At 65.1% G+C, this 13,336-nt stretch carries 9 protein-coding genes; all 9 read left to right on the forward strand.

The features are described from left to right. Positions 1 to 198: 198 nt before the first annotated feature. Positions 199 to 375 carry a hypothetical protein gene (locus AC25M7_RS18545; protein WP_003250005.1) on the forward strand — a complete coding sequence of 59 codons (177 nt, stop codon included), beginning with the start codon at positions 199 to 201 and terminating at the stop codon, positions 373 to 375. Next, complete coding sequence (locus tag AC25M7_RS18550; protein ID WP_028691233.1) at positions 359 to 3,334, forward strand: sensor histidine kinase; 2,976 nt, start codon at positions 359 to 361, stop codon at positions 3,332 to 3,334. Before AC25M7_RS18545 ends, AC25M7_RS18550 begins: the two co-directional genes overlap by 17 nt. A 4-nt stretch (positions 3,335 to 3,338) precedes the next feature. Beyond that, positions 3,339 to 4,781, forward strand: a complete 1,443-nt coding sequence (locus tag AC25M7_RS18555) for a sigma-54-dependent transcriptional regulator (RefSeq protein ID WP_069017543.1) — start codon at positions 3,339 to 3,341, stop codon at positions 4,779 to 4,781. Between the two features lie 762 nt (positions 4,782 to 5,543). Next, a complete protein-coding gene (locus AC25M7_RS18560) occupies positions 5,544 to 6,938 on the forward strand; it encodes a polynucleotide adenylyltransferase PcnB (protein ID WP_486971351.1) in 1,395 nt (464 codons plus the stop codon). A gap of 2 nt (positions 6,939 to 6,940) precedes the next feature. Continuing rightward, a complete protein-coding gene (gene folK / locus AC25M7_RS18565; RefSeq protein ID WP_236179475.1) occupies positions 6,941 to 7,420 on the forward strand; it encodes a 2-amino-4-hydroxy-6-hydroxymethyldihydropteridine diphosphokinase in 480 nt (159 codons plus the stop codon). Positions 7,421 to 7,670: 250 nt separating this feature from the next. Beyond that, complete coding sequence (panB, locus tag AC25M7_RS18570) at positions 7,671 to 8,471, forward strand: 3-methyl-2-oxobutanoate hydroxymethyltransferase (RefSeq protein WP_028691237.1); 801 nt, start codon at positions 7,671 to 7,673, stop codon at positions 8,469 to 8,471. Then, entirely contained in the window at positions 8,468 to 9,331 is an 864-nt protein-coding gene (gene panC, locus AC25M7_RS18575; RefSeq protein ID WP_028691238.1) for a pantoate--beta-alanine ligase, read from the forward strand. Before panB ends, panC begins: the two co-directional genes overlap by 4 nt. 188 nt (positions 9,332 to 9,519) lie before the next feature. After that, positions 9,520 to 11,184, forward strand: coding sequence for a glucose-6-phosphate isomerase (pgi, locus tag AC25M7_RS18580; RefSeq protein WP_028691239.1), 1,665 nt, complete (start codon positions 9,520 to 9,522; stop codon positions 11,182 to 11,184). Between the two features lie 156 nt (positions 11,185 to 11,340). Further along, on the forward strand, positions 11,341 to 13,275 hold the full coding sequence (acs, locus tag AC25M7_RS18585; RefSeq protein WP_486971352.1) for an acetate--CoA ligase: 1,935 nt from the start codon (positions 11,341 to 11,343) through the stop codon (positions 13,273 to 13,275). The last annotated feature ends 61 nt before the right edge of the window (positions 13,276 to 13,336 follow it).

The following is a 13,336-nucleotide window of genomic DNA, read 5'->3' on the forward strand; positions in this document are numbered from 1 at the left end:
AGCCCGCTCCCACGCAGACCACATTGGCATCGTGGGAGCGGGCTTGCCCCGCGATAGGGCCAGAACACGCAATACCAAAATCAAAAGCCCAACAAATTCAACCCCTTGGCGAACCCTACCGATTCCCGCTAGCATCGCCCCAGCCATTTGCGCCAATAATAAGTCCAAGCCCGCAGCGCCCAACCCATCGAGGCCAGCATGTACATCTATCGTTTGGTCCTGCTTCTGGTCGTGGGGATCTATCTGTTCTCCCCGGCCATCATGGACTGGTGGATCGAGCCGACCGGAGCCTGGTACCGCCCCTACCTGCTCTGGCTGATCCTGATCGTCGTCACCTTCATCCTGCAGAGCCAACGAGATGCCGATGAGCTTTAGCCTGACCCAGATGATCCTGATCAGCGCCGCCTACCTGCTGGTGCTGTTCGGCGTGGCCTGGATCAGCGAACGTGGGCTGATCCCGCGCGCGGTCATCCGCCACCCCTTGACCTACACCCTGTCGCTGGGCGTCTATGCCAGTGCCTGGGCCTTCTATGGCTCGGTCGGCCTGGCCTACCAGTACGGCTACGGTTTCCTCGCCTGTTACCTGGGTGTGTCGGGGGCGTTCCTACTGGCGCCGGTGCTGCTCTACCCGATCCTCAAGATCACCCGCACCTATCAGTTGTCGTCGCTGGCCGACCTGCTGGCATTCCGGTTCCGCAGCACCTGGGCCGGCGCGCTGACCACCATCTTCATGCTGATCGGCGTGCTGCCGCTGCTGGCCCTGCAGATCCAGGCGGTGGCCGACTCGATCAGCATCCTCACCGGCGAGCCGGTCAAGGCGCGGGTGGCGTTCGCCTTCTGCGTGCTGATCGTGCTGTTCACCATCTTCTTTGGCTCGCGCCATATCGCCACCCGCGAGAAGCACGAAGGCCTAGTGTTCGCCATCGCCTTCGAGTCGGTGATCAAGTTGCTGGCCCTGGGCGGCGTCGGCCTCTACGCGCTGTACGGCGTGTTCGGCGGCCCCCACGGCCTGGAAGTCTGGCTGCTGCAGAACCAGACCGCCCTCGCCGCCCTGCACACGCCACTGCAGGAGGGGCCGTGGCGCACCCTGCTGCTGGTGTTCTTCGCCTCGGCGATCGTCATGCCGCACATGTACCACATGGCCTTCACCGAGAACCTGAGCCCACGCTCGCTGGTCAGCGCCAGCTGGGGCCTGCCGCTGTTCCTGCTGCTGATGAGCCTGGCCGTGCCGCTGGTGCTGTGGGCCGGCCTGCGCCTGGGCGCCAGCACCAACCCCGAGTACTTCACCCTGGGCCTGGGCATCGCCGCCAACAACGAAGCGCTGGCGCTGCTGGCCTATGTCGGCGGGCTGTCGGCCGCCAGCGGGCTGATCATCGTCACCACCCTGGCGCTGTCGGGCATGGCCCTGAACCACCTGGTGCTGCCGCTGTACCAGCCGCCAGCCGAAGGCAACATCTACCGCTGGCTGAAATGGACCCGTCGGGCCCTGATCGTCGCCATCATCACCGCCGGCTTCGTCTTCTACCTGACCCAGAACACCCACCAGAGCCTGGCCAACCTGGGCATCGTCGCCTTCGTCGCCACCTTGCAGTTCCTGCCCGGCGTGCTTTCGGTGCTGTACTGGCCGACCGCCAATCGCCGCGGCTTCATCGCCGGGCTGCTGGCCGGCATGCTGGTGTGGATGGTGACCATGCTGCTGCCACTGCTGGGCAACCTGCAGGGCTTCTACATCCCGCTGCTGGACATGATCTACGTGCTGGACGATACCAGCTGGCACATGGCGGCCATCGCCTCGCTGGCGGCCAACGTCCTGCTGTTCACCCTGATCTCGCTGTTCACCAACGCCAGCAGCGAAGAAGTCAGCGCCGCCGAGGCCTGCGCGGTGGACAACGTGCGTCGCCCGCAGCGCCGCGAGCTGCACGCTGCCTCGCCCCAGGAGTTCGCCACCCAGCTGGCCAAGCCACTGGGCGCCAAGGCCGCGCAGAAGGAGGTCGAGCAGGCCCTGCGCGACCTCTACCTGCCCTTCGACGAACGCCGCCCCTATGCCCTGCGCCGCCTGCGCGACCGCATCGAGGCCAACCTCTCCGGCCTGATGGGCCCTAGCGTGGCCCAGGACATGGTCGAGACCTTCCTGCCCTACAAGTCCGGCAACGAGAACTACGTCACCGAGGACATCCACTTCATCGAGAGCCGCCTCGAGGACTACCACTCACGCCTGACCGGCCTTGCAGCCGAGCTCGACGCCCTGCGCCGCTACCACCGCCAGACCTTGCAGGAACTGCCCATGGGCGTGTGCTCGCTGGCCAAGGACCAGGAGATCCTGATGTGGAACAAGGCCATGGAGGAGCTCACCGGGATCGCCGCCAAGCACGTGGTCGGTTCGCGCTTGGTGACTATCGGCGAACCTTGGCGCGGCCTGCTGCAAGGCTTCATCAACGTGCCCGACGAGCACCTGCACAAGCAGCGGCTGGCACTCGATGGCCAGCCGCGCTGGCTCAACCTGCACAAGGCGGCCATCGACGAGCCGCTGGCCCCGGGCAACAGCGGCCTGGTGCTGCTGGTCGAGGACCTCACCGAGACCCAGGCGCTGGAAGACAAGCTCGTGCACTCCGAGCGCCTGGCCAGCATCGGTCGCCTGGCCGCAGGGGTGGCCCACGAGATCGGCAACCCGATCACCGGCATCGCCTGCCTTGCGCAAAACCTGCGCGAGGAGCGCGAAGGCGACGGCGAGATCATCGAGTTGTCCAGCCAGATACTCGAACAGACCAAGCGCGTGTCGCGCATCGTCCAGTCGCTGATGAGCTTCGCCCATGCCGGCGGCAGCCAGCAGAACAGCGAGGAGCCGGTGTGCCTGGCCGAAGTCGCGCAGGACGCCATTGGTCTGCTGGCGTTGAACCGGCGCAATTTCGAAGTACAGTTCTTCAACCTCTGCGACCCGCAGCACTGGGTCGAGGGCGACCCGCAGCGCCTGGCCCAGGTACTGATCAACCTGCTTTCCAACGCCCGCGACGCCTCCCCGCCAGGCAGCGCCGTGCGCGTGCGCAGCGAAGTGAACGAACACACCGTCGACCTGATCGTCGAGGACGAAGGCAGCGGCATCCCGAAAAGCATCATGGACCGCCTCTTCGAACCCTTCTTCACCACCAAGGACCCGGGCGAAGGAACCGGACTGGGGCTCGCTCTGGTCTATTCCATCGTGGAAGAGCATTATGGGCAAATCACCATCGACAGCCCGGCCGACATCGAGCGCCAACGTGGTACCCGGATCCGCGTGACCCTGCCCCGGCATGTCGTAGCGACGTCCCCTGAAATTCGAGACCGTCGAGAGAATTGAATCAATGCCGCACATTCTGATCGTCGAAGACGAAACCATCATCCGTTCGGCCCTGCGTCGCCTGCTTGAACGGAACCAGTACCAGGTCAGCGAAGCCGGCTCGGTGCAGGAAGCCCAGGAACGCTTCAGCATTGCCACCTTCGATCTGATCGTCAGCGACCTGCGCCTGCCGGGCGCCCCGGGCACCGAGCTGATCAAGCTCGGCCAGGGCACACCGGTGCTGATCATGACCAGCTACGCCAGCCTGCGCTCGGCGGTGGACTCGATGAAGATGGGCGCGGTGGACTACATCGCCAAGCCCTTCGACCACGACGAGATGCTCCAGGCCGTGGCCCGCATCCTGCGCGACCGACACAACGCCCCGGCCACCGCGCCTGCCGCCGAACCTCGTGCCGGCAACGCCAAGGCCGTCAGCGACAAGGCCGGTAGCGCGGCCGCCAACGGCGAGATCGGCATCATCGGCTCGTGCCCGCCCATGCAGGACATGTACGTCAAGATTCGCAAGGTCGCCCCGACCGACTCCAATGTGCTGATCCAGGGCGAGTCGGGCACCGGCAAGGAGCTGGTCGCCCGCGCCCTGCACAACCTTTCGCGCCGGGCCAAGGCACCGATGATCTCGGTAAACTGCGCGGCGATTCCGGAAACGCTCATCGAATCGGAGCTGTTCGGCCACGAGAAGGGCGCGTTCACCGGTGCCAGCGCCGGGCGCGCGGGCCTGGTCGAGGCCGCCGACGGCGGCACCCTGTTCCTCGACGAGATCGGCGAACTGCCCCTTGAGGCCCAGGCCCGCCTGCTGCGCGTGCTGCAGGAAGGCGAGATCCGCCGGGTCGGTTCGGTGCAGTCGCAGAAGGTCGATGTGCGCCTGATCGCCGCGACCCACCGCGACCTGAAGAACCTGGCCAAGGCCGGGCAGTTCCGCGAAGACCTGTACTACCGCCTGCACGTGATTGCCTTGAAGCTGCCGGCCCTGCGCGAGCGCGGCAGCGACGTCAACGAGATCGCCAATGCCTTCCTCGCCCGCCAGAGCGCGCGCATCGGCCGCGACGACCTGCATTTCTCCCACGAGGCCGAGCAGGCCATCCGTCACTACAGCTGGCCGGGCAACGTGCGCGAACTGGAGAACGCCGTGGAGCGCGCGGTGATCCTTAGCGAGAGCGCGGAAATTTCTGCCGAGCTGCTGGGCATCGACATCGAGCTGAGCGACCTGGAAGACGACGACGTACTGGACAACCTGCCGAGCCTGGCCAGCGCCAACAACGCCAGCCACGAGCCGACCGAGGACCTGTCGCTGGAGGACTACTTCCAGCATTTCGTTCTCGAGCACCAGGACCACATGACCGAGACCGAACTGGCGCGCAAGCTGGGCGTCAGCCGCAAATGCCTGTGGGAGCGCCGCCAGCGCCTGGGCATCCCGCGGCGCAAGAGCAACGCCACCAGCGACAATTGATTCAACGCCGACAGATCGCGGGGAATGCCCGCTCCCACGCCAGCCTTGCCTGGTGCGTGGGAGCGGGCATTCCCCGCGATGCGTTTGCGCGGTAACACATCAGTTCCCGCAAAAATCTGTTACCCCACCCTGTCAGGCGTAACATCACCGAGGCGTAAGGTAACGAAATTTCTACATTTGCCCCGCGCCAAAACCTGCCTGAATCACTGAAACCCCCGATTTCATTGGGTTTTCAAAAGTTGGCACGGCACCTGCTATATGTCTGGTACAAGAACAATAACAAGCACTGCAACTCAGAATAAGAACAAGACGAAACGACTCACGCACAATAAGAACAAGACGGCGGAGGCGCAGCTAACTGATTCTTTTGGAGAGGCGTTGTGTTTGGGGCTTGCCCCACGATCAGGCAGAGAACAACAAAAACTGCACTAAAAAGCAGCACCTGAACTGATTGGATCGACAGATCAGCATCAACTCGGCGACCAAAGCAATCCGTTTGCTCTTCACCCCTGGTTTGGGGGTCGTCCACAAGCTTTCAGATTTGTGGACAGGGCATTCAACAAAAACAAGAAGCCCGTAAAAAAAACAATAAGAGCACGCAACGACTTGATGGGGAGCTTCGGCTCCCCATGTCGTTTCTCCCCTTCGTATCACCCCCTGCGACACCGCCTACACCATTCCCCCAGTAAATGCTAGAATCCCCGCCCATCATGCGGCCATTCTCCTATCCTTGGCCGATCATTCCTTCAAACAGTGCATCCCATGCTGAAGAAGCTGTTCCAGTCGTTCCGCCCGCCCGTTCGTGGCCAGCACCACAGGCGCACCACGCCTGAAGTGATCAACAAGAGCCAGCACTCGCTGCAGCGCAGCCAGTTCAGCCGCCATGCCGTGAGCATCGTCGAGCGTCTGCAGGCAGCCGGTTACCAGGCCTACCTGGTCGGTGGCTGTGTCCGCGACCTGCTGCTGGGCATCACGCCCAAGGACTTCGACGTCGCCACCAGCGCCACGCCCGAGCAGGTCCGCGCGGAGTTCCGCAACGCCCGCATCATCGGTCGGCGCTTCAAGCTGGTCCACGTGCATTTCGGCCGTGACATCATCGAGGTCGCCACCTTCCGTGCCCCGCACTCGGATGAAGACCAGTCCGATAGCCACCGCTCGTCGCATAACGCCAGCGGCCGCATCCTGCGCGACAACGTATACGGCACCCTGGAAGAAGACGCGCAACGCCGCGACTTCACCATCAACGCCCTGTACTACGATCCGGTCAGCGAGCGCATCCTCGACTACGCCAACGGTGTCCATGACATCCGTAATCGTCTGCTGCGCCTGATCGGCGACCCCACGCACCGCTACCAGGAAGACCCGGTACGCATGCTGCGCGCCGTGCGCTTTGCCGCCAAGCTGGACTTCGGCATCGAGAAGCACACCGTGCAGCCAATCCGCGAGCTGGCGCCCATGCTGCGTGACATTCCGCCGGCACGCCTGTTCGAGGAAAGCCTCAAGCTGTTCCTCAACGGCCAGGGCGCGATCACCTTCGAGATGCTGGTCGACCTGCAACTGTTCGAGCCGCTGTTCCCGGCCAGCAGCCAGGCCCTGGAAGAGCGCCCGACCTACACCCACACCCTGATCAGCCAGGCCCTGAGCAACACCGACCTGCGCGTCAAACAGGGCAAGCCGGTGACCCCGGCGTTTCTCTTCGCCGCCCTGCTCTGGCCGGCCCTGCCGGGACGTGCGCTGTACCTGCAGAGTCAAGGCATGCCGCCGATCCCGGCCATGAACGGCGCGGCCCACGACCTGATCGCCGAGCAGTGCGCGCGCATTGCCATTCCCAAGCGCTTCACCCTGCCGATCCGCGAGATCTGGGACATGCAGGAGCGCCTGCCACGGCGCAGCGGCAAGCGCGCCGACATGCTACTGGACAACCCGCGCTTCCGCGCCGGCTACGACTTCCTGCTGCTGCGTGAAAGCGCCGGCGAGGAAACCGACGGTCTGGGCGAATGGTGGACCGACTACCAGGACGCCAACGACAGCCAGCGCCGCGACATGATCCGCGAGCTAGGCAGCCGCGACGACGGTGCCGGCGGCACTGCCGGCCCACGCAAGCGCAAGCGCAGCGGCGGCAAACGCAAGCGCGACGACGAGCAGGCCTGGGACTGAGCATGAACACCCGTGCGTTCATCGGCCTGGGCAGCAACCTGGATGAGCCCGCCGAGCAGCTGCGCAGCGCCCTGCAGGCGCTGGACCTGATCGCCGACACCCGCCTGGCGGCGGCCTCGGCGCTCTACACCAGCGACTCGCTGCTGCCCGGCCAGCCGCGCTACACCAATGCCGTGGCGGCCATCGACACGGCCTTGGCGCCGCTGGAGCTGCTCGACGCGCTGCAAGCCATCGAGAACGACCAGGGCCGCGTGCGTCAGGAGCGCTGGGGCCCACGCACCCTCGACCTCGACGTGCTGTTGTTCGGGGAGCAGGTCATCGACGTGCCGCGCCTGCAGGTGCCGCACTATCACATGCATGCCCGCCCCTTTGTGCTGTACCCGCTCGCCGAGCTGGTGCCCGCCGAATTCCGCCTCGCCGACGGTCGCGCACTGGCGCAGCTGCTCGAAGATTGTCCTTTCGTCGGCCTGGAACGCCTGTAATTCGGGCGTTTCCGACCGCGGTAACGCCAGTAACACCGGTGCCGTAACAATGCGGTAACACGCCTGGTTGACTTCCCCCACCTCGCTCACGACTATAGGCGTCCCGCGGCGCCACTCTGCCGCAATCACCCATTTAGGCCCGGACGGACCTGTGCCCGAACATCACAGACGATGATGTGCCGCTCCGGAAGATGAATACACGCGTTGTACGCAGTTGTTGTTCACAGCGCCTGAACGAGGATTCCCCTACATGCCTGAAGTAACCCTGACCACCCTGCACGGCCTGAAGGCCAAGGGCGAAAAAATCACCATGCTGACCTGCTACGACGCGACCTTCGCCAAGGTCGCCAGCCAGGCCGGCGTGGAAGTCCTGCTGGTGGGCGACTCCCTGGGGATGGTCCTGCAGGGCCATGACAGCACCCTGCCCGTCACCAACCGCGACATGGCCTACCACACGGCGTGCGTCAAACGCGGCAATGATGGCGCGCTGATCCTCGCCGACCTGCCGTTCATGGCCCATGCCACTCCCGAACAGGCCTTTGCCAACGCCGCCGAACTGATGCGCGCCGGCGCCCACATGCTCAAGATCGAAGGCGCCGCCTGGCTGGCCGAAACCATTCGCCTGCTGGCCGAGCGCGGCGTGCCGGTGTGCGCGCACATGGGCCTGACCCCGCAGACGGTCAATGTGCTGGGGGGCTACAAGGTCCAGGGTCGCCAGGAAGCCCAGGCCCGGCAAATGCGCGCCGACGCCATCGCCCTGGAGCAGGCCGGCGCGGCCATGCTGCTGCTTGAGTGCGTGCCCAGCGAACTGGCGGCGGAAATCACCCAGGCGGTAAGCATTCCGGTGATCGGCATCGGCGCCGGCAGCGCCACCGATGGCCAAGTGCTGGTCCTGCATGACATGCTCGGGCTGTCGCTCAGCGGCCGTGTGCCGAAGTTCGTGAAGAACTTCATGGCCGGCCAGCCGGACATCCAGAGTGCCCTGGCCGCCTATGTCCGTGCGGTCAAGGAAGTCAGTTTCCCAGGCAGCGAACATGGGTTCAGCGCATGAATACCGTCAAGACCGTCCGTGAACTGCGCGCCGCCGTAGCCCGCGCCCGTGGCGAAGGCAAGCGCATCGCCTTCGTGCCGACCATGGGCAACCTGCACAGCGGCCACGCCGCCCTGGTGACCAAGGCCGCCCAGCGCGCCGACTTCGTGGTCGCCAGCATCTTCGTCAACCCGCTGCAGTTCGGCGCCGGCGAGGATCTGGACAAGTACCCCCGCACCCTCGCCGCCGACCAGGAAACACTGCTCCAGGCCGGCTGCCACCTGCTGTTCGCCCCCACCGTCGAGGAGATGTATCCCGACGGCATGGCGGTGCAGACCCGGGTGAGCGTGCCGCAGCTCTCCGAAGGCCTGTGCGGCGCCAGCCGCCCCGGCCACTTCGAAGGCGTGGCGACGGTGGTCAGCAAGCTGTTCAACATGGTCCAGCCGGACTTGGCCGTGTTCGGCGAAAAAGACTTCCAGCAACTGGCGGTGATCCGCGCCATGGTGCGCGACCTGAACATGCCGATCCAGATCATCGGCGAGCCGACCGTGCGCGCCGAGGACGGCCTGGCGCTGTCGTCGCGCAATGGCTACCTGACGCCAGAACAGCGAGCCACCGCCCCGGCGCTGTACCGCACCCTGAACGGCATCGCCGAGGCCCTGCGCCATGGCCAGCGCGATTTCGCGGCGCTGATCGCCGAGGGCCAGGCGCAACTGGAAGCGGCAGGCCTGCGCAAGGACTACCTGGAAGTGCGCCACGCCCTGACGCTGCGCCCGGCGATGATCGACGACCGTGACCTCGTGGTGATCGCGGCGGCGTACCTGGGTAATACCCGTCTGATCGACAACATATACCTGCACCTGGAAGAGCAGACCGCCTGACATCCGCGCGTGGGCGCGGCGAATCGTCGCCCCACGCACGCCAGGTATCCAGGTGGTGACAATTTTTAATCCACACCGTTTGCCTCGCCCCATTCCCGCCTTGGCGCCAATGCCTATAATGTCCAGCTTGCAACCGGCAACGAATGCCGCTGTCCAAGCCTGACCATGCACCAAGGAAACCACCCGCAATGGCGTATTACCGTACCCCCCACGATGTGACGGCGCTGCCCGCCTGGCAGGCGCTTCAGCAACACCGCGACGCCATGCAGGGCTTCAGCATGCGCGAAGCCTTCGCCGCCGACGGCAAGCGCTTCGAGCAGTTCTCCTTGAGCAGCTGCGGCCTGTTCCTCGACTACTCGAAGAACCTGATCACCGAGCAGACCCGTGACCTGCTGGTGAACCTGGCCAAGGAAGTCGACCTGGAAGCGGCCATCAAGTCGATGTTCAGCGGTGAGATCATCAACGCCTCCGAAGGCCGCCCGGTGCTGCATACCGCCCTGCGCCGCCCGGTCGGCGACAAGCTCAGCGTGAACGGCGTCAACGTGATGCCGGAAGTGCACAAGGTACTGAACCAGATCACCGAACTGGTCGGCCGCATCCACGACGGCCTGTGGCGCGGCTACAGCGAAAAACCGATCACCGACGTGGTCAATATTGGCATCGGTGGCTCGTTCCTCGGCCCCGAGCTGGTCTCCGAGGCGCTGCTGCCCTACGCCCAGCGCGGCGTGCGCTGCCACTACCTGGCGAACATCGACGGCAGCGAGTTCCACGAGCTGTCGGCCAACCTGCGCGCCGAGACCACCCTGTTCATCGTCTCGTCGAAGTCGTTCAACACCCTGGAAACCCTGAAGAACGCCCAGGCCGCGCGCACCTGGTACCTCGCCCAGGGCGGTTCGGAGGCAGAGCTGTACCGTCACTTCATCGCCGTGTCGAGCAACAAGGCCGCGGCCGTGGCCTTCGGCATCCGCGAAGAGAACATCTTCCCGATGTGGGACTGGGTCGGCGGCCGCTACTCGCTGTGGTCGGCCATTGGCCTGCCAATCGCCCTGGCCATCGGCACCGCCAACTTCAAGGAACTGCTGTCCGGCGCCTACACCATGGACCAGCACTTCCAGACCGCGCCGTTCGAAAAGAACATGCCGGTGCTGCTGGCCCTGCTGGGCGTGTGGTACGGCAATTTCTGGGGTGCCCAGGCCCATGCGATCCTGCCGTACGACCACTACCTGCGCAACATCACCAAACACCTGCAGCAGCTGGACATGGAATCCAACGGCAAGAGCGTTCTGCAGGACGGCAGCCCGGTGAAGACCGACACTGGCCCGGTGATCTGGGGCGGCGTCGGCTGCAACGGCCAGCACGCCTACCACCAGTTGCTGCACCAGGGCACCCAGCTGATCCCGGCCGACTTCATCGTTCCGGTGGTGAGCTTCAACCCGGTGGCGGACCACCATCAGTGGCTGTACGCCAACTGCCTGTCGCAGAGCCAGGCGCTGATGCTCGGCAAGACCCGCGAGGAAGCCGAGACCGAGCTGCGCGCCAAGGGCCTGAACGAGGCCGATATCGCCAAGCTGGCACCGCACAAGGTGATCCCGGGCAACCGTCCGAGCAACACCCTGGTGGTCGAGCGCATCAGCCCGCGCCGTCTTGGTGCGCTGGTGGCGATGTATGAGCACAAAGTGTTCGTGCAGAGCGTGGTCTGGGGCATCAACGCCTTCGACCAGTGGGGCGTCGAGCTGGGCAAGGAACTGGGCAAGGGTGTCTACCAGCGCCTGGTCGGCGCCCAAGAGGACAACGCCGAGGATGGTTCGACCCAGGGCCTGATCAACTACTTCCGCGGCCGTCACCGCGGCTGATCGACCAGCAAGACCAATCGCGGGGCAAGTCGCATCGGTGCGCCGATGCGACTTGCCCCGCGATGCTTTGCACCCGGGAACACCCCCACCTTCTACACTGTCCATCGAATAAGCCGTTGCAGTCCCTCGCCCCTAACAAGAGCAGGACCACCCGCCATGTTCGATCTCCGCGACTATCCCCAGGCCCTGGCCGTGAGCCAGTCCGCCGCCCTCAGCGACGACGACTACCGCCGCCTCTACCGCCAGTCGGTGGATGCCCCCGACACCTTCTGGGCCGAACAGGCCAGGCGCCTGGACTGGATCAAGCCCTGGTCGAGTGTGCAGCAATGCGACCTGAACACTGGCAGCGCCCGCTGGTTCGACGGCGCCCAGCTGAATGTCAGCCTTAACTGCATCGATCGCCACCTGGCCCAGCGCGGCGAGCAGACCGCCCTGCTCTGGGAGGGCGACGATCCCGCGGACAGCAAGGCCATCAGCTACCGCGAACTGCACCGCCAGGTCTGCCGCCTGGCCAACGCCCTGAAAGCCCGTGGCGTGAAAAAAGGCGACCGGGTTTGCATCTACATGCCGATGATCCCCGAAGCCGCCTACGCCATGCTCGCCTGCACGCGCATCGGCGCCATCCATTCGGTGGTGTTCGGCGGCTTCTCCCCCGACGCACTGCGCGACCGTATCCTCGACGCCGACTGCCGTACAGTGATCACCGCCGACGAAGGCGTGCGTGGCGGCAAGCGCATCCCCCTCAAGCAGAACGTCGACAAGGCCCTTACCAGTTGCCCGGCGGTGAGCAGCGTATTCGTGATCAAGCGCACCGGCGCTGACGTGGCCTGGAGCGAAAGCCGCGACCTCTGGTACCACGAGGTGACGGAAAAAGCCGGTGACGACTGCCCGGCCGAACCGATGAACGCCGAGGACCCGCTGTTCATCCTCTACACCTCGGGCAGTACCGGCAAACCCAAGGGTGTGCTGCACACCACCGCTGGCTACCTGCTGCAGGCGACCATGACCTTCAAGATCGTGTTCGACTACCGTGACGGCGAGGTGTTCTGGTGCACCGCCGACGTCGGCTGGGTCACCGGCCACAGCTATATCGTCTACGGCCCGCTGGCCAATGGCGCGATCTCGCTGATGTTCGAGGGCGTGCCCAACTACCCCGACACCTCGCGCTTCTGGCAGGTGGTCGACAAGCACCGGGTGAACATCTTCTACACCGCGCCCACCGCCCTGCGCGCGCTGATGCGCGAAGGCCCCGATCCCTTGCAAAGTACCTCGCGCCAGAGCCTGCGCCTGCTCGGCAGTGTCGGTGAGCCGATCAACCCGGAAGCCTGGGAATGGTACTTCGACGCCGTCGGACAGAAACGCTGCCCCATCGTCGACACCTGGTGGCAGACCGAGACCGGCGGCATCATGCTCACCCCCCTCCCCGGCACGCCAAGGCTCAAGCCGGGCTGCGCCACCCAGCCGATGTTCGGCGTGCAACCGGTACTGCTGGACGACAAAGGCAAGTTGATCGAAGGCCCCGGCGCCGGGCTGCTGGCGATCAAGGCCAGCTGGCCCGGGCAGATCCGTAGCGTCTACGGCGACCACCAGCGCATGGTCGACACCTACTTCAAGCCGATGCCCGGCTACTACTTCACCGGTGACGGAGCCCGCCGCGACGCCGATGGCGACTACTGGATCACCGGGCGCATCGACGACGTGATCAATGTCTCCGGCCACCGTATCGGCACCGCCGAGGTGGAGAGCGCCCTGGTGCTGCACGACAGCGTCGCCGAGGCCGCCGTGGTCGGTTACCCCCATGACCTCAAGGGCCAGGGGGTTTACGCCTTCGTCACCCCCATGAACGGCGTCGTGCCGGACGACGCGCTCAAGGCCGAACTGCTGGCCCTGGTCAGCAAGGAGATCGGCAGCTTCGCCAAGCCTGAACTGATCCAGTGGGCGCCCGCACTGCCCAAAACCCGTTCGGGCAAGATCATGCGCCGCATCCTGCGCAAGATCGCCTGCAACGAACTGGACAACCTGGGCGACACGTCCACCCTCGCCGACCCGAGTGTGGTCCAGGGGCTGATCGACAAACGCCTGAATCAGTAAGCAGCTTCACAGGGCGGTCTCTGCCGGCCGCCCTGGGGCGATTTGACATATCGGTAAATCC

The sequence above is a fragment of the Pseudomonas sp. P106(2024) genome, assembly GCF_057480815.1.